The sequence below is a fragment of the Candidatus Cloacimonadota bacterium genome, from assembly GCA_020532085.1.
GTDB lineage: Bacteria > Cloacimonadota > Cloacimonadia > Cloacimonadales > Cloacimonadaceae > Syntrophosphaera.
Map to the genome: position 1 here is coordinate 63,180 of JAJBAV010000002.1, position 17,973 is coordinate 81,152.

The window sequence follows — 17,973 nt, forward strand, 5'->3', positions numbered from 1 at the left end:
TTGAAAACTTTTTCGCATGCTCTCAGATCCGCCATATCCGTCAATGAATTTTCCCGCGCAACCCTCTTTTCCGCAGGGTGATACCGCCTTGTTCCGCCCTTAGCCCCTTCCTGTTCACCTCCCTTTCGCCTCCCGCACACTTCCCGTTGAAAGGGCGGGAACTCAACGGGAGGCGAAAGGGAGGTGAATGGGATGAGGCTAAGGGCGGGTCAACCGGGAAAATTTGGAGATGGCTGGGAACGGTTTATGAAGTTACTTCTACGTTCAAAACAGAGCGATAAAGGTCTCCGATCCGGGCGGTGACGCTGGCGTGGCCGAAATTTCTTACGCAATGTTCGCGGATGGCCTGTGGAGCATAGCTGGTATAACTGGAGCTCATTTTTAGCAGAGCCTCCGCGAGGGCGGAAGGATTCTGTTTGGGAACCAGGATGCCGCAATGCTCGTTCAGGATATCCCTGGGCCCTCCGCAGTTGGTGGCGACAACCGGTTTTCCGCAGGCCAGCGCCTCCGTGATGACCAGGCTGAAGCTTTCGAAACGGCTGGGCATCACAAAGCAGTCGCAGAGCTGATACTGCTCCCGGGCTTGGGTTGGGGTGAGCCTTCCCAGCCACGTGATGTGGTTCAGCAAACCCTCATCCTCCGCCGTTTTCCGGGCCTGGGACAGCAGGGGGCCCGCTCCGCCCCAGAACAGGTGCCAGTCCCGCGCGCGGGATTTCAAAAGCTTCAGCGCCTGAAGCAGATCGGTGGCCCCTTTGTTCGTGCTGACCGTGGACAGGGTAAACAGCCGCAAAGGCCCTTCCGGACGCGGGTTCACCGGGGGCACAAAGAAATCCGTGTCAACAGGGTTGGGTATCACCAGCGCTTCCAAACCGGTTCGGGCCCTGATTTCCTGTTTGAGGTGGCTGCTTACAGCCACGATCCTTTGCGCGGACCGCAGCGGCTCCGTTATCAGCGGTGAAATGGTGCCTCGTTTCAGGAATTCGGGAAAGGGAAAGGGGCCGCTGTGTTCCGTGATGATAAAGGGAACTCCCAGCCTTTCCGCCAGCCGCATGGACACATATCCCGCGGGAAAGGTGACCTGGGCGTGGATGAGGTCGGGTTTATCCGGCAGCTCGATCCTGGGGATCAGGGAGGCGATGTTGCCTTTGGCCACCAGACTGGTCCAGGTTAGGTGCGGAACGCGAAGTTCATTCAGGCCGGCTGCGAGGTCGCGCAGGCCGCGGCGCTGTCCCACTGACCGCAACAGCTTTTGCAGGCTGGCCAGGGGATGCCTAAGGGCCAGTTGATATTCGTTTTGGCCCCAATCAAGCAGCAGAATGTCGGCCACGCCAGCTGCAGCGAGGGCTTTGGCCTGATCCAGAAAGAACTTGCCGGCCAGGGGGTCGCCCCTGTATGGCAGCCAGGAAGGGATGAACAGAACTTTCACGGTTGCGCTTCCGGAGTGCTTGCGGGGCTGGCAGACTGTCCGGTAACGACCTCGTCGATGAGCCCGGCCAGCTTCCGGGCCAGGCTTTGGCGGGAAAACTCAGCGATGAAGCCATGATCCACGCGCAATTCACCCAGGGCCTCGTTTTCCCATTGCCGGTACAGCTCCAGCAGTTTTGCCGCGATACCCGGAAGGTCCTGATGATCGGCGATATAGCCGGTTCCGGCCTGGGTGAGCAGCTCCGCCGCCAGTCCCTGGGGTGGGACGATCGCCAGCACCGGTTTGCCGCTCCGGAGATAGTCGAAGATCTTGCCGGTGAGCACCGAAGCGGTATTTTTCCCCGAGGGGATGTAGAGAAGGAGGGCCGTGGCGCGCATGAGTTCCTTTAGGCTGTCGCGGTAGCTCAGGAAGGGATGCAGGCTCAATATCCGCGCCAGAACCGGATCGGAAGCGTAGCTGCCCAACACGAAAGCGGGGGTGTTTCTGCCGTGGATGTCCACGCGGAACTTCTCCGGATCCAGCTTTCCCGCTTTGACAAGGCCCAGGATCGTCTGCCAGAGAGGGTCCGGCTGCCGCCGATCGTAGAAGCTGCCACAGTAAACGAGGCGGAAAACATCAGTGTCGGATGAGGCCGTGAGCCCTTCGAAATCGCTGTCGTCAAAGCCGTTGGGGATGATGGCGGAGGGGTTGGTTTCCAGAAACGGGTAGTTGCGGCAAAAGTTGTCCCGCATCAACTGGCTCAAATAGGAGATTCCCGCGGCGGCTGAGACAACGCGCGATTCCATCAGCAGTTCCCGGCTCTGGGTGGCCGCGGGGAAAGCGATGTTGATCCGTTCCGGGTTGTTGGTCCATTCGTCGCGGAAATCGCAGATGAAGGGGACTCGGAAGCGGTGTTTGAGCAGCAGCCCCAGCGACAGTGAGGAAGGCGGGCCGGAGGAGATCACGGCCAGGCTGAGCTCCGGATCGCGGCGGACAACCCGGCGCAGCATCCTTTTCGCGAAAGGCCGCCACAGCACCTCGTGATCGGGGATCAGCACCCTTTGCTGGAGGAAGCGGACCAGGGAGTTGAGTTTCAGCCCCCACATGAGCTTGAACAGCCAGGTGGCGTCGGGGCAAAAAGCACGCCAAACCTTCACGCCAGCAGGAATCTCCGCCAGCAGGGTGGGATCCTTGGGATGCCGAATGAGGCCGGTGCGCACGGTGAGCACCTGCACCTGGTAGCCAAGCTGGGTGAGGTATTTAACGTGTTTAAGGCTGCGGAGGGAGGCGATGCCGCCCAGAGGCGGAAAATAGTAGGCGATGAACAGGATGTGCCTGGCAGCTTCTGGCATGGCGGTCAAGACCTCGCGGGGCCTGGGTCCGGTCCTTCCGGAGCCGCGTACATCGCCATCAGCCAGTAGGGCCGGGCAGCCCGTCCCAGCTGTCCCAGCGCGTTCACGGCTTTGGTGAGCAGATTTCTTCGCACCAGGAAATCCCGGCCCTGGCAAGCCGGGCAGGCAAGCGGCACATCGGGCTTGAACCACTGCCGCAAGCGCTGCTGGCGGAATTTCAACAGAGCGGGGGAGAAGTTCCGGTGGGCAGGTCCCAACTCCTTGCTCCAGAGCCGCTGCCAGCCGGTGATGGCGTCCAATCTGGCCAGGTTGAAACTTTGCAGATGGCCATAGGCGTGGAAAATCTGGCCGCAGTTCGCGCAGCGCACCAGCTCCGCGTTCAGCTGTTCCCGGTTCGGAACGGAGAGCAGCAGATATCCGGAGGCGCATCTTTTCAGCTCAGACAGGGCCTGGGCGAGGTCCGCGTCGTTCAGATGCTCCAGCACCTCGTTGCACATCACCAGGTCGAAAGAGCGGTCTGGAAAGGGAATGGCGGTCACCGAGGCAGTCACTTTGGGAGCCTGGACATAAGCCGGGATGCAGGGCGTTGGTGATCACACCGTTGCCGCAGCCGGCGTCCAGAATGCTTTCCACGCCCGCAGGGATGGTCTTGAGCACCTGCTCCAAGCGCAGGGTGATCAGTCCTTCGGGATCGTAGGCGGCCCAGGTTTCAGCAGCGAAAATGTCCATCAGCGCGCCTTCACAAACCTCGTTTTGAGCTGCGCCCAGAGCTTTTGCGCGTAAGCGATGTCATAGGGCAGGATGGCATTGCTCAGTTTTCCCAGGATCACGAACGCCGTAAGATAGCAGAGCAGGGCGACGAACTGGAGGGTCCAGCCGCGGCCAAAGATCCAGAGTGCCGCATAGGCCGGCAGGGCGGAAATTGCAGCCACCAAAGCGGTTTTCAGCAGGGCCTTCAGCGGGAACAGTTCCTTCAGATCCAGCCCCAGCTTGTGGCGCATCCAGTAAAGGTAAACGGCCACGGAAATCCAGGTGACGATCACGGTGGCGATCACCGCCCCCATCATCCCGATCAGGCGCACCAGTATCAGGTTCAGCACCAGGTTCAGCCCCAGCGTGATGATCGAATTGAGCATGATGTAGCGGGTTTTGTGCAGGGCCATGAAGATAATGCCGTAGGTGGCCACGCGCAGGGGCAGATTGAGCAGATAAACCCGGAAAAAGGGCACCGAGCCGAGGTAGGTCTCGGTGTAAAGCAGCGTGATCAGCGGCTGGGCGAAGATCAGTCCCAGGGCGGCGAAGGGGAAGATGATGAGGGCGTTTTTGCGCACGGCGGCGCGATAGACCTCGGTCATTTTGGCCGGTTCAGAACTGATGTGCGGCAGCAGGATGGCGTTCACGGAGTTGTTCAGGATGGCGATGAAAGGCAGTTCCATCGCGCCGATGGAGAACACGGCGTATTGGGCGGGAGTGAAAAAGCCGGAGATCACCAGTTTATCCAGCTGAACGGAGAGCATGCCGATGATGGAGGCCAGGCCCAAAGGCAGGGAATACTGGAAAACCTCGTGGTAAAAGCCGGGATCGAAACTGGCCTTGGTGAGCCAGTGCCGCAGCTGGAACTGCGCGAAGCCCCATTGGAGCAGGGCGGAGACCATCAGGGCCAGAACAATGTGGTAGAGGTTGTGGGTGAGTAGCGCCACGCCCAGGATCAGCACAAAATCGGCCGCCACGCTGAAGAGGGTGAACACCGCCGTTTTGCCCGGCTGCTTGAGGCCCAGCATGATCTGGCTGTAGATCTGGGTGATGAACATGAACAGCGGATAGACGGCATAAAGGATGAGTAGCAGTTCGAGCTGGGGATTGCTGAAGACCCGCGCGATGAAACCCCGCAGCAGAAAGATGGCCAGGCCGAAAACGAAGGCCAGGGCGCTCACCAGATTCACCGCGCGGCTGATGAATTCGCGCTTGGAATCGATATGCCGCAGTTTGGGCAGAAAGTAAAGCACGCTTTGGGGAATTCCCAGCAGCAGCAGGGTGGAAAAAGTGCTGTAGATCAGGAAGAGCTGACGGTAGGAGCCCAGCTCCGCGGGCACCAGGATCCGGGCGAGAATGATTCCCACCAGCGATTTGAGGCCGAAGCGGATGAACTCCACAGAGGTAAGCAGGCCGGCCTGTTTGCTGCGGTCCGTGCTCATGGCACCAACTCCGGCAGCGATACCGGGATCACATACTCAAAGCGGTCCAGATCGCGGTAGAGGCTGATCAGGTAGGTGCCCGGCACGATCTGCGCGCCGTTGGCCAGCACTCCGTTCCAGTGGTCCTGATTCAGCCCTTTCAGGTAAAAGCGTTCCCGCCGGTAATGCACCCGGTCGAAGGGATCCCTCAGTTCCAGCGTCCATCTGCCTTCCAGCGGCACCAGCAGTTCCAGCGAGTAGAGCCGGCCTTCGCCGTGCACCTTCACGTCCGCCGCGAACCTTGTTCTGGCGGTGCTTTCGCCCAGGGGGTCCAGCGCGGCCAGTTCAGCGACCAGCTCATCGGAATAGGCCACCCGGGAAAGATGCTGCAGAGCGCTGTCCTTGAGCAGGCCGTCGTAACTGAAGAGGGCGATGCCGGCAAAGCCGCGCCTGCGGATCTCTCCTATCCTTTCCGCCACGTCCAGGATGTTGTAGTTCCAGGCCAGGGTGCTCGGGGCCAGCGATGCGCCGTTGTCGTTCCAGGCACGGACCCCCATCACGATCCGCTCGCTGAGGTCGGTTTCAGCCGCGGCGTCCAGGTTATCGCGGAATTTGGCGATATCCGCGGCGTAGTTCATGGGGCAGACGTAATCCACCAAACCGCGTTCCAGCCAGTCTTTCCAATCCTGGGCGTAATAGCGCGCGGCGCTGGCCGGGTCCGGCATCACGGCGGCGCTGAAGATCAGGCTGGGTGAGACCTCATCCACCAGCTGGCGGAGCTTTTCCACCAGGGAGGTCACCTGCAGGACGCGCCACTCGTTCCAGTCCAGGTTTTGCGGGACCTTGACGTCGTTGTAGCGGCTCATGGAAATGGGGTGGTAGCCCAGGCTGGAATTGGGATAGCGGATGTAATCCAGATGCAGCCCGTCGAGCTCGGGATAGCCGCTGAGCAGGTCGCCGGCCACGTTCAAAATATGCTCCTGCACCGCTGGGATGCCCGGATCGATGAAATGGCCGGAGTTTTCCGCGGCGGAGGGGCGCATCAGGTTGCGGTCGAAGGTGATCCAGTCACGGTGGTTGCGGTAAACATAGTTTCGCTGCATCAGTTCCGGATCGGCAGGGGTGGCGTTCAGCACAACGATCCAGGCGTGCACACGGAGGTTGCGTTTGTGGGCTTCGCGCAGGATCAGCTCCAGGGGATCGAAGCTTGCTTCGTCCAGCACGTGGCTGCGGTATTCGGGATTGGGATAGGCGTCGCGTCGCCGGTTGGTTTGATACAGGGCGTCCGCGCGATAGCGGACCTCGACATAGATGTCCGTCTGCTGCGAGGCGGCGGCGCTGGCAATGAAGGCGTCCACCCGCTCCGGGGTGTTCATGCTCCAGGGCAGCACCCAGATGGCGCGCACCTCCGGAACCTGAGCGCCAAGGCAAAGCGCCAGGCCCGCCAGGACCAGAATCAGCATTACCTTACGCACCGGGTTCCCCATCAGGCCTCACTGTTCTCACTCCCACGTCCGCCGCTCCGTCTTTGAGCCTGAGAGTAAGTTCGTCCCCGGGGCTAAGTTCCTTCGCGGAGCTCACTATCCGGCTACCGTGGGTGACCAGGCTGTAGCCGCGCTCCAGCACGCTCAGCGGAGAGAGGTTGCGCAGATTCAGCTCCGCTCTTTCCAGCCGGTTTTTGACCTCCATCAGCCGGGCCTGGCCCTCGGTTCCAAGGGTGAGTCGCAATTCACCCAGGCGCTGGCGGAGGATCTGAAAGTTCAACCTCAGCTGGCCCTGCATCTCTTGCAGGGCCTGGCTTTGGCGCAATTGGGCCCGCTGGATGGCGCTCTGGATGCGGGAACTAGACCGGAGCAGGTCCATGGCCGCGGTGTCCACCCTTATCTGCAGGCTCTGCCACAGCTTTTCGGGGTGATAGCGCTCCAGGCTGAGCTGCAGTTCGCCCAGGCGGCGCTTGTTGCTTTCGGTGGACCTGGATAAGATCAGGCCCAGCCTGCCGGCCAAAGCTGTAAGATGGGCCTGCATGTCCTTCTTGTCGGGCACGGCCAGTTCGGCGGCGGCGGATGGTGTGGGTGCCCTGAGGTCGGCCACGAAATCCGCTATGGTGAAATCGATCTCGTGCCCCACGGCGGAGATCACCGGCAGGCGCGAAGCGAAGATGGCGCGGGCCAGGGCTTCGTCGTTAAAACAGAAAAGGTCTTCCTGCGAGCCGCCTCCGCGGGTGAGGATGATCAGGTCCACCTCGTTGCCGGCGTTGAAATACTCAAGGCCTTCGATCAGGCGCGGGGGCGCCTCCGGACCCTGCACCAGAGCGGGATAAACGCAAACTTCGGCCGGCCAGCGGCGCGCGAGGATGTTCAGAATGTCTTGCAAAGCCGCCCCGGTGGGGGAGGTGACAATGCCGATCCGCTGCGGGAAAGGTGGCAGGGGTTGTTTATGCTCCGCCTCGAAGAGCTCTTCCGCCTGCAGCTTGGTTTTCAGCAGCTCGAACTGCCGGGCGAGGTCGCCTTTGCCGGCCAGTTCCATGCTCTGGACGTTCAGATTGTAATATCCGCCTTTTTCATACACGGTCAGGCGGCCGAAGCAGACCACCTCCATCCCCTCTTCCGGAGCGAAACTCAGGTTGAGGTTGGCGTAGCGGAAATAGGTGCAGCGCAGGGTTGCGTTGGGGTCTTTGAGATTGAAATAGATGTGGCCGGAACCGTGGCGGGTGAAGTTGCTGATCTCGCCGCGCACATAGAGCGGCTCGATCTGCGTTTCCACCACCTGCTTCAAGTGCCGGGTTATCTCAAAAACGCTGAATACGATCAGATCATCCATGAAAAGCCATTAAATCCGGGCGCGGATATTTGTCAATGCCCGGCTGTGCTCAGTGCAGCAGCACCACCTTTCTGTTCACCGCTCTTCCGTTTTGCTCCAGACGGATGAAGTAGAGGCCGGAAGCCACCCTGTGCCCCTGCCGGTCCTTTCCGTTCCAGGCCAGTTGATGTTTGCCGGCGGGAAGTTCGCCTTCCGCCAGGACGGCCACTTTCTGGCCACGTAGATTGTACACGGCCAGCGAGACCGGGCCTTTGCCGCCCACATCAAAAACCAGTTGGGCGCTGTCGCGGAAAGGATTGGGGTAAACGGCCAGCTCCAGACTGGCTGGGGGAAGGGGTTTGGACCTGTCCGGAAGCGGGTTGTAGCGCCGCTCGGTGAGATGAACGTTCACGGACTTCGGGTTTTCCGGAGTGCGTACCTGCAGCCAGTAATAGTCGTTGGGATTGATGACGCTGGAATTGGCTTCCCAGGTGGTCCAGGGCGTCCATTCGATCAGGCCCACGTTGTCGAACAGCGCCTGCGTCTGACCGGAGGCGGAGCCTGTGCAGGTGAGGCGGATGTCGTAATACCAGGCGTTGGCGGGGAAGGTGACTTCCTGGTGATACCAGGCCCAGTCAGTATTGCCGTCGATGTCGGCGGTGAGGGACACGCTGCCCAGCAGGTATCCCGTGCGGCTGTTGTAGTAGCGCAGCAGAATGTTGGCGGCGGTGGCGTTCACCGTCTTGATCCAGCCGTGGAGGATGTACTTTTTTGTATTGTCATACAGCTTGCAGCGGTTTTTGATGGTGGCCGTCCTGGTCTGGCCGGCGGGCGGGGCGATCAGGGCGCTGCGGGCGCCGTCAAAAACGTCGGTGGTGGACCATGCCTCCACATCCCAGAGGGAGGAGCCCTCGTCCTCGAAATTGCCGTACCAGATGGCTTCGGCGCCCAGCCTGTAATCCGCGCTGCCCACGGGTTCGATGGCGTTCACGGCGCTGATGCTGCCGTAGCGCGGAAGTTTCAGCGGTTTGGAAACGTTGCCCTGGCCTGTCACCGGTTCCAGCAGCAGGTTGTAGGTGTAGGGGTGGCTGCTGGTTTGCAGCTGGCTGTCATCGACCACCACGCTGGCAGACATGCGGTTGTTGTCCACCATCACCAGCGTGTTCAGTTCCCGGCTGCGCATGGCCAGATAGTCCAGGATGTGGATCCCCAACTGCCCGGTGGCGGGTTTGGGGATGTAGCCGTCGATGTAAATGGGGTGGACCAGAAAGTTCGAGAAGCCGCTGTGATCGGCGTCAGCGGAGAAGATCAGCGAGGGCATGGTCTCGGGATAATCGAGGTCGAAAACGAAGTTGCCGAGGGAATGGGCGATCACTTTGCCCTGGTAAACTTCGAAACCCTGGATGATGTGGGGATGGTGCACCACCACGAGGTCCGCGCCGGCATCCACAGCCCAGTGGCGTATGGCGATATCCCAGAGGTGCGGAACGTCTGTTTTGGGCGCGTAGTCTTCATCCTGGTCGTCGCCGAGGAAAGGATTGGCTGCTTTGTCGTAGCCGGAGCCGGGAGTCAGAGAATACTCGCTTCCACCGTGCATTTCCACGATCTTCAGGTCGGCCACGTCATCCACGGCGTTCAGTTGCTGCTGGATGTAATACGGGGTCATGTAGGCGAAGCCGGGTTTGTTGTAGCCCGCCTGCAGATAGGGTTGGGCGTTGTTGTACTGGCCGGTGCGGTCGCTGCTGGCCAAAAAGGCGAGGTTGAGCCCGCTGCGGTTGATGAAGGAAGGGGTGTAGGCCTGGTAGGAATCGATGCCCGCCCCGCTGTGGACGATGCCATTCTGCTCCAGCACGCCAAGCATCTGGTCCAGGCCGGCCCAGCCGTAATCGAGCACGTGGTTGTTGGCCAGGCTCACCCTGTCGATGCCTGCGTAAACCAGGCCGCTCACGTTGTCCGGGCTGCCACGGTAAACCACGCTCTTGGTGGGATGCGGGCTGCCCTGGTTGGTGAGCACCACCTCCAGATTGGCCACCGTGAGGTCGGCCGCGTTGCCCAGCAGGTTCAAAGTCGGTTCAAAGATCGCGTTCACGCCCTGGGTGGGGATGATCCCGCCGGCATATTCATAGCGCCGGGCCAGCATGATGTCACCCACAAAGTTGATGCGCAGCGGCAGGGAGTCGTCTCCGGGGTCCACTCCCACCAAGGTGGAGCCCAGCCCCCATCTGCTGGTGGGATCAGTTACGCGCAGCGTTGCCCGGTAAGGATGCCCGTCCTGCACGGTGTAGAGATGGTAGGGATTGGCCTCAGTGCTGCCTAGGCTGTCGCCGAAATCCCAGTGATAGAGGAAGCTGTCGCTGTCGGGATCGCTCACCTGGGATGTGAACTGCACGCCCACATCCCTTGCTCCGTAAGCGTTTGCCCCCTGCCAGGTGATCTGGTGCGAGACCACCACCGCGGGGGCAGCCCCCAGCTCGTCGGAGATGTTCCAAATGGTATCCAGCCACAGGCTGCGGTTGGCCACACCGTCCAGATCGTTGATGTAAACCAGGCTGGTGATCACGGGCAGATAGTCAAAAAAGGCATACCAGTCGTCGGCGATGGGAAGGCGGAAAGTAATCCAGACCCCGTTGGGGAAAGCGCCCTGATAGACTGGCACCCAGGTTTCGATATCCAGGGTGAGGGTACCGGAAAAAGAGTAGAAGAGTGTGTGCGTGCCGTCGGAAAAGCCGATGCCCTGAACTTTGGCGCCGGAGGAGGTTTTGGCCGCCACCTGCCAGACCGCGCCGGAATCCACCGCCACGGGGGTGATCAGCTGTTGCTTCCAGGTGTTGCCGGTCAATTGGAGGGCCCAGGCGCTGCCCTGATGGGTGTCGCTGTTGGTCAGTTGCCAGGCGCTGGGGTTAACGTCCTCATCCAGCCAGGAAAGCAGGCTCACGCTTCCGCTGTCGAAATCCTCGATCACCGAAAAGCGTGCGGAGAGCGGCATCCAGGCCAGAATGGCCAGGAGCGTCCAAATGCCCGTTCTGATCCTGTTATTCATGCCACACCTCCTTTGTTTGAAAAAGGGAGCCCCGTTTCCGACGCTCCCCGCAAGTTGCTAATTGGCAGCCAGGCCCGCGGCCAGGGCCCGCAGATTCGCTTCCACGATCTGCTCGCCCTTGCGGCTGAAGCTGTCCGTTATGGCTTTGCCCAGTTCCTCCGCGCTGAAACCCAGATGGGTGGCGGCGGCTCCTAGCATCACGATATTCATGGCCCGGGGCGCCTTCACCTCTTTGGCGATGCTGTCTGCGTCGATCAGCACGTGCTTTTGCACCTTGCGGATCTCGGCGTAAACAGCTTCGGCGTCCGGGTAGTTGCTTATGTTTTTGAAGGGGGTCATATTGGCGATCAGCCAGCCGTCGGCAGCCAGATAGGGCAGGTAGCGCAGGGCTTCCATCGGCTCCACGGAGAGGATCATGTCTGCCTTGCCCAGGGGGATGAGGTCGCTCCAGATGGGCGCGTCAGAGAGTCGGAGGTGCGATTGGACGTCGCCGCCGCGCTGGCTCATGCCATGCACTTCGGCCTGTTTGAGGTGCCAGCCGCGATTGAGGGCGGCCGCACCCAGGATGGTGGCGATGGTCAGGATGCCCTGTCCGCCCACTCCGGCGAGGATGATGTCCTTTTTCATTGCGGCTTCTCCAGTTTGTTCTTTTTCATCAGGGTCTGAATGCATTCGCGGCGCGGGATCACCACGCTCACGCCCTCGTAGGCAAGCTCTTCCTTATATACGCTTACCATCTCATCCCAGTTCATTTTCAAGGGTGTGAACACGCGGATGTGTTCCTTGGCCACGCCCAGGCCCAGGCAGATCTGTTCCAGCTTGCCAAAGCCCGTGTAGTCCTGTCCGCCGGTCATGCCGGTGGTGGAGTTGTCCAGGATCACGATCATCACGTTGGAATTTTCGTAAACGCAGTCCAGCAGCCCGGTCATCCCGGAATGCGAGAAGGTGGAATCGCCGATCACGGCCACGGCGGGATACAGCCCGGCATCCGCGGCGCCTTTGGCCATGGTGATGCTGGCGCCCATGTCCACGCAGGAATTGATGGCGTTGTAAGGCGGCATGAAGCCCAGGGTGTAGCAGCCAATGTCCGAAAACACGTGGCCGCGGCCAAACTCTTTCAGAGCTTCGTTCAGGGCCTGATAACTGTCCGCGTGGGGGCAGCCGACGCAGAGCGCGGGCGGCCTGGGGCTTACCACTTCCGGAACAGCGGCGCCGATGGTATCCGGCAGATTCAGGGCCTGCGCAACTTTGTTGGGATTCAGTTCGCCATCGCGCGGTATGGTGCCGTCCAAACGGCCGTGGATGGGCTTTGTGCCGCTCCAGGCCAGGCCTTTGATCCTCTCTTCCACCAGCGGCATGCCCTCCTCCAACACCACCAGCTTGCCGCAGCTTTCATAGAGGCGGTGCAAGGCTTCCGTGGGCAGCGGATACTGGCAGATCTTCAGCACGGGATGGGGGATGGGCTGGCCGCCGTATACCTCACGGAGATAGTTGTAGGCAAGGCCGGTGGCCACGATCCCCAGGGAATGGTCATCCGCTTTCAGATTGAGTGAGTTGAAGGGTGAGACGGACGCTTCGTTCACCAGATCAGGCTGGATCTCGATCAGGTGTTTGTATTTCCGGCGCGCGAAAGCCGGCAGCAGCATGAACTGGAAAAGGTCCTCCGGTTTCTTCATCCCGTTCTGGGGCAGGGGTTCACGCGTCTTCACCCCGCTGCGGGAGTGCGAAAGCCGGGTGGTGAGACGCAGCAGCACCGGCAGATGGTATTTCTCGGAGAGCACGAAGGCGTGGAAGGCCATGTCGTAGCATTCCTGCTGGTTCGAGGGCTCCAAAACCGGGATCATGGCGAACTTGCCGTAGAAGCGGGAATCCTGCTCATTCTGCGAGGAATGCATGCTGGGATCGTCCGCCGAAACCACCACCAGGCCGCCGTGGGCGCCGGTGAAGGCCGAATTCATGAAGGGATCCGCCGCCACGTTCAACCCCACGTGCTTCATCGTAACCAGGGCGCGTTTGCCGGCATAACTCATCCCGATCGCAGCTTCCATGGCCGTTTTTTCGTTTGAGGACCAATTCCGGTGTACCTTTCCGGCCTCGGCCTGTTTGCTGCGCTGCACGTATTCGATGATCTCCGTGCTGGGCGTGCCCGGATAGCCGTAGAATCCGCTGATCCCGGCATCCAGAGCGCCCTGCGCCAGGGCTTCGTCGCCCAATAGCATCAGTTTTTCCATATCTGGAACTCCTTTATCTTATGTTTTTGATCTCAAATCTTGGCTGGCAAAGCGCTTGGAACTATAGGCAACTCCCTGTGCGTGAGCATCTTGTCTTTTTTGCCATGGTGTTTGGAAACGCCAAATCAGTCAAGCAATAATTCGTGTCCCAACCTGTGGCGATCCAAACACATTGCATTTATATCGGCAATTCTGAGAGATCTCAGCCAAGCCAAATTTTCGCTTGACAACAATTCATGCCCCAGATTAGGATGGATCTTATCATATCAGGACGCAAACCATGGATATGATCATGCGACAACAGCACAGATTTTCATGCATCTGATAATGGGAGGTAGATAATGAGATCAAGCAAGTTACGAGTATTGATCCTGGTCACATTGTTAACCGGGCTTGTGTTGGCAGGCTGCCACCTGCTGACGGATACAGAACAAGTGTCCAAGCCGGTCTTCAGTCCTCCCGGAGGAACTTATAATAATGTGGTTGAAGTTGTTATAACCACAGCCACTCTGGGCACGACCATCCTGTACACCACCGACGGCAGCGATCCCAACTCCAATTCTCTCGTGTACAGTGGTCCAATCCACGTTGCACAAACCACAACCCTGAAAGCCAAAGCCTACAGAAGCGGCCTCCAGGACAGCGCCATCGCCACAGCGAACTACACCATCGAACTGCCACCTCCACCTGAGAATTTTGTCTTTGTGCCCGGCGGCACCATCTATCCTACAACTGGCATCTACACCGATGGGCTCACTGTTCCATCATTCTACATCGGCAAACACGAGCTTACCAACGCCGAGTGGAACGCGGTGATGGGAACCGGCGGAGGGGACGATTATCCCCATGCCTATGTAAGCTGGTTTGGCGCCATCGAATACTGCAACCGGCGCAGCCTGATGGAGGACCTGCCTCCCTGCTACAGCTATCTGGATTACGGCAGCAACCCCGACGACTGGCCTTCCGGATGGAACACCGACATCAACAATCATCTGAACGTCTCCTGCGTCTGGACCGCCATCGGCTACCGGCTTCCCTCTGAAGCTGAGTGGGAGTATGCTGCCCGGGGTGGATTGCAGACGCATGGCTACACCTACAGCGGTAGCAATGACCTCGATCTGGTGGGCTGGTATTCTGGCAACAGCAGCTACACATCACATCCCGTGGGACAGCTTGCTCCCAACGAACTGGGGACCTACGACATGAGCGGAAACCTATGGGAATGGTGCTGGGATCGCTACTCGCCAACAAGTTCCGGCCGTGTGCCTCGCGGCGGTAACTTCAGCTACTATGCCTGCGGCTGCACCGTTTCGTATCGGATCGACTACTACGCTACGTACAGCGGCTGCAGCATAGGCTTCCGCATCTGCAGGGTTTCCCCTTGATTTTTGGGTTTTTCCCTTATTGCCTTTTGCAGGCTACAGAGCGCAGGGAAGCAGATCCGAGGCGGAAATGAACCTGGGGGTGCAGGGGGATTTTTCCCCTGCCCTCCGCATTTACGGAACACCGGATTCATCCGGTCGGTCCACCAGATTCATCCTGATACCGGAACACCGGATTCATCCGGTCGGTCCACCAGATTCATCCTGATACCGGAACACCGGATTCATCCGGTCGGTCCACCAGATTCATCTGGTTTTTGAAATGAGGGAACTTGTTTCATGTGTGGCGCACTCCGCTTTGCGAAATTTGATCCGCACCGGATGAATCCGGCGTTCCGACCGGATAAATCCGGCGTTCCGACCGGATGAATCCGGTGTTCCGTTGAGAGGTAGCTTATCATATGTTTGGCACGCTCCGCTTTGTGAGATCCGGTGTTCCGGGGACTGGCAGCTCAGGAATAGCCTGTGCTATGGTGTGACAGATGCAATACACCCTACTTTACAAACGCAAACTGCCGCACTTCCAACCCCGAGGCGGCACATTCTTCATCACGCTGCGTCTGGCGTTTGACATTCCGGAAAAGTATCTGCAGGCTTTGAACAGATACCGCGAATCGCTGCGGAAAAACCATGCCAAGCCTGAGGATGTGGCCCTAAGCAAAGAAATCATCAAGAAGAAGGTCTTTGCCTTTGAGGACGATCTCTTTGACAAATGCGGGGATGGGGTCACACTGACCAATGATCCAGCGGCTGGGATCATCCAGAATAAACTGCTGGAGATGAACGGTGACCTCTTATATCTTTATGCCTTCACGATCATGCCCAATCATGTGCATATGCTGATCCGGCCTTTGCTGCGCGAGGGAGTGCAGGTCAGCATGTCGAACATCATCAAACAATTCAAAGGATCCACCGCCCGCCTGATCAATCTGTCGATGCACCGCGAAGGACAGCTCTGGTTCCGGGAATACCATGATCATTGGGTGCGCAGCCAGCAGGAACTGATCAATGTGATCGAGTATATCAGGAACAATCCGGTGAGGGCTGGTCTGGTGAAGGAGGCCCGGCAGTGGCATTGGACTTGGCTGAATCCCGAGCTATGGCAGGAGGAATGACCGGAACGCAGCATTGATCGAACACCGGAACAGTGGATTCATCCTAATACCGGAACAACGGATTTATCCGGTCGGTCCACCAGATTTATCCTCACACCGGAACACCGGATTCATCCGGTCGGTCCACCAGATTCATCTGGTTTTCGAATTGAGGGAACTTGTTTCATGTGTGGCGCGCTCCGCTTTGTGAGATCCGATGCGCACCGGATAAATCCGGCGGTCCGACCGGATAAATCCGGTGTTCCGCAGCCAAATCCGCCCAGAATTCCCATCCCGCTCCCAATATCAATACGGTATCAATACGGAATCAATACGGATTTCATCCGTAATGATTCCGTATTGATACCGTATTGATATTGGGAGCGGTGGGAGGGAGATCTTTGGAAAATGGCTAAACGCCCAATCACATTTGGGAAATGGGCGCGAAGCTTTTACGGTGGAGGGGACAGGGTCCGTGGTCTGAAATTGCCAGAAGATGCGCGGCGGTGCCGTAACCTTTGTGTTGGGCAAAGCCGTAGAGCGGATACTGGGGATCGTAGCCGGCCATGAGGCGGTCCCGGTGAACCTTGGCGAGGATGGAAGCGGCCGCGACGCAGGCTGAGAGAGCATCTCCGCGGATCAGGCACCTGGCCGGACAGGGCAGGCCAGACGGCATTTGATTGCCGTCAACGAGGCAAAGACCGGATGGCGCGGCGAGGGCGCAAACCGCTTCCCGCATGCCTTTCAGCGTGGCCAGGAGGATGTTGTGGGCGTCGATCCAGGCGGCGTCAACTTCCACGATGTGGAAGGCCACAGCGGTGGCGGTGATCTGCGCGAACAACTGCTCCCGGCGTTTGGGTGAGAGTTTTTTGCTGTCGTTGATTCCTTCGATGGGACGCGAGTAATCCAGCGCCACGGCGGCGATCACCACCGGTCCGGCCAGGGCGCCGCGTCCGGCTTCGTCCACCCCGATCAGGCGGCCTTGAGTTCGCGGCAGGGCCAGGTCGTAGGCGAAGAGGGCGCTCACAGCGGTTTTTGAAGCAGGAAGAAGAGGCGGAAGTAGCGGTTGTCGAGGTCGTTGCCGTCGCGGGAAAGCAGATTGGGCCTGGTATCCGGGGCGAAGATGGCCTTGAGCTGCAGTTTGGAGGCGGCGCAGAGCTCAATCAGTTCTGAAGTCCTGTACACACGCTGCACGTGGCGTTCCTCAAAGCGCTCATAGGCGTTGAGGTTTTTGCGGAAAAGGAAGAAATGCGTGATCTGGCGGTAGGTGAGAGGTTCGTAGCTGGAGATCTGGATCAGATAACCGTCGCGGACGCGGTTGAAGGAAGTGGTGTCGCAGAAATTTTCCAGGCTGTTGTGGAGGGTGGAAATGTCGAAGATGAAGGTCCCGCCGGGATTAAGGGCAGCATACGCGTTGGTTAGCAGTTGGGCGGCCTCGGCTTTTTTCACCAGGTAGTTGAAGCTGTCGAAGAGGCAGAAGACGAGGTCGTAGCCGCCACCGGGGATGGGATCGGTGAGGGAATTGAGGAAGAGGGAGGGTTTGAAGGGCTTGCTTTCAGCGATGTGCAGCATGTAGGGCGAAAGGTCGCAGGCATCCACCTCAAAGCCTCTAAAAACCAGGATCTCAGACGCGTTGGCAGTTCCGCAGGCCAGTTCCAGAATGCGTTTGGGGGCTGTTCGCGTCACGCGCTTGTGCCAGGACAGGATCAGGTCCACCCACTGCTCATAATTCACGTGGGACATGTAAGAATCGTAATACTGCGCGAAGAGGGAATAGGAGGCCTGATACGCGGAGGGAGTTCCGGGACTGTTTCCTTCAGTGTTTTCCGCGGCTTCGGCCCCGGCCTGGCGCAGACGGTTCAGGGCGGCCAGAAAGTCCACCTTTTCTTCATCCAGGGCGAGGTTTAGCGCCTGCCGTCCCCGCCAGTGGTGGCGGACCGTGAACGAGGCCAGGCTGGAGTGGCAGACAGCGGAGACCAGATCGTGGTTGCGGGTGCAGAGCAGCTCACCGTAGCAGGCGCGGCGGTAAGCGTCAAAATCCACGTAGATGCTGCCGTCTTTCGGTGAGCCCAAAATGGGAACCTCAGCGCGGAGGATGGCCGGATGGCGATCCAGGGCCTGGCAGAGTTCGTCGATCCGCGCCGTGAAACCCTCATCCAGCGCGCTCAGATCGGCCAAAGAGAGGCCGGCGCTGTCGTAGAGCGTAATGGATGAAGTTCCGGTGGCACGGGCCCAGCGCTGCTGTGTGCCCAAGCTGGCGAAGCAGAGCTCCGTGATCCCTGCCGTGGCGACAAATTCCTCCATCGCGGCAACAGGATCCGCCCCTGAAAAAGCTTGGGGCAGGAAGGCCGGATGTTCGGGCAGTTCTTCCGAGTCCTCTTGTCCGGCGTAAAGATAGTGCCAGCGCGATCCGGCGCGAAAAGGAAAGAATTGCCAGATCGCGGCAAGTTGCTGGCGCTCCCAGCGGGTGAGGGCGATCACGGCGAGGTCGTTCAA

The 17,973-nt window shown here is 59.4% G+C and carries 13 protein-coding genes; 2 read left to right on the plus strand and 11 right to left on the minus strand.

Annotated elements, in window-relative coordinates:
• Positions 1 to 244: 244 nt before the first annotated feature.
• The 9 genes from LHW45_01115 to LHW45_01155 all read right to left on the minus strand — a co-directional run bounded on the left by LHW45_01115 (position 245) and on the right by LHW45_01155 (position 13,001).
• Complete coding sequence (locus LHW45_01115; GenBank protein ID MCB5284184.1) at positions 245 to 1,426, minus strand: glycosyltransferase; 1,182 nt, start codon at positions 1,424 to 1,426, stop codon at positions 245 to 247.
• Positions 1,423 to 2,757: a hypothetical protein gene (locus LHW45_01120; protein ID MCB5284185.1), complete on the minus strand. Its 1,335-nt coding sequence runs from the start codon at positions 2,755 to 2,757 to the stop codon at positions 1,423 to 1,425. Before LHW45_01120 ends, LHW45_01115 begins: the two co-directional genes overlap by 4 nt.
• Before the next feature lie 5 nt (positions 2,758 to 2,762).
• Positions 2,763 to 3,308 (minus strand): class I SAM-dependent methyltransferase, encoded by a 546-nt coding sequence (locus tag LHW45_01125; protein ID MCB5284186.1) that lies wholly within the window; start codon positions 3,306 to 3,308, stop codon positions 2,763 to 2,765.
• 177 nt (positions 3,309 to 3,485) lie between these two features.
• The gene (locus LHW45_01130) at positions 3,486 to 4,952 is read right to left on the minus strand and encodes an oligosaccharide flippase family protein (GenBank protein ID MCB5284187.1); all 1,467 of its coding nucleotides are present in this window, start codon (positions 4,950 to 4,952) and stop codon (positions 3,486 to 3,488) included.
• A complete protein-coding gene (locus tag LHW45_01135; protein MCB5284188.1) occupies positions 4,949 to 6,406 on the minus strand; it encodes a family 10 glycosylhydrolase in 1,458 nt (485 codons plus the stop codon). The genes LHW45_01130 and LHW45_01135 overlap by 4 nt, the downstream gene beginning before the upstream one ends.
• Positions 6,399 to 7,751, minus strand: a complete 1,353-nt coding sequence (gene xseA, locus LHW45_01140; GenBank protein ID MCB5284189.1) for an exodeoxyribonuclease VII large subunit — start codon at positions 7,749 to 7,751, stop codon at positions 6,399 to 6,401. Before xseA ends, LHW45_01135 begins: the two co-directional genes overlap by 8 nt.
• Positions 7,752 to 7,800: 49 nt before the next feature.
• Positions 7,801 to 10,770: a CapA family protein gene (locus LHW45_01145; GenBank protein ID MCB5284190.1), complete on the minus strand. Its 2,970-nt coding sequence runs from the start codon at positions 10,768 to 10,770 to the stop codon at positions 7,801 to 7,803.
• A 57-nt stretch (positions 10,771 to 10,827) separates the two neighbouring features.
• Entirely contained in the window at positions 10,828 to 11,397 is a 570-nt protein-coding gene (locus tag LHW45_01150) for an indolepyruvate oxidoreductase subunit beta (protein MCB5284191.1), read from the minus strand.
• Positions 11,394 to 13,001 carry a thiamine pyrophosphate-dependent enzyme gene (locus tag LHW45_01155; protein ID MCB5284192.1) on the minus strand — a complete coding sequence of 536 codons (1,608 nt, stop codon included), beginning with the start codon at positions 12,999 to 13,001 and terminating at the stop codon, positions 11,394 to 11,396. Before LHW45_01155 ends, LHW45_01150 begins: the two co-directional genes overlap by 4 nt.
• 341 nt (positions 13,002 to 13,342) lie before the next feature.
• Between LHW45_01155 and LHW45_01160 the strand changes: the two genes are divergently transcribed.
• A complete protein-coding gene (locus LHW45_01160) occupies positions 13,343 to 14,386 on the plus strand; it encodes an SUMF1/EgtB/PvdO family nonheme iron enzyme (GenBank protein MCB5284193.1) in 1,044 nt (347 codons plus the stop codon).
• A gap of 479 nt (positions 14,387 to 14,865) precedes the next feature.
• A complete protein-coding gene (locus LHW45_01165; GenBank protein ID MCB5284194.1) occupies positions 14,866 to 15,498 on the plus strand; it encodes a transposase in 633 nt (210 codons plus the stop codon).
• 403 nt (positions 15,499 to 15,901) lie between these two features.
• Here LHW45_01165 and LHW45_01170 read toward each other — a convergent pair whose 3' ends face one another.
• Complete coding sequence (locus tag LHW45_01170) at positions 15,902 to 16,504, minus strand: ribonuclease HII (protein ID MCB5284195.1); 603 nt, start codon at positions 16,502 to 16,504, stop codon at positions 15,902 to 15,904.
• Entirely contained in the window at positions 16,501 to 17,973 is a 1,473-nt protein-coding gene (locus tag LHW45_01175; GenBank protein MCB5284196.1) for a methyltransferase domain-containing protein, read from the minus strand. Before LHW45_01175 ends, LHW45_01170 begins: the two co-directional genes overlap by 4 nt.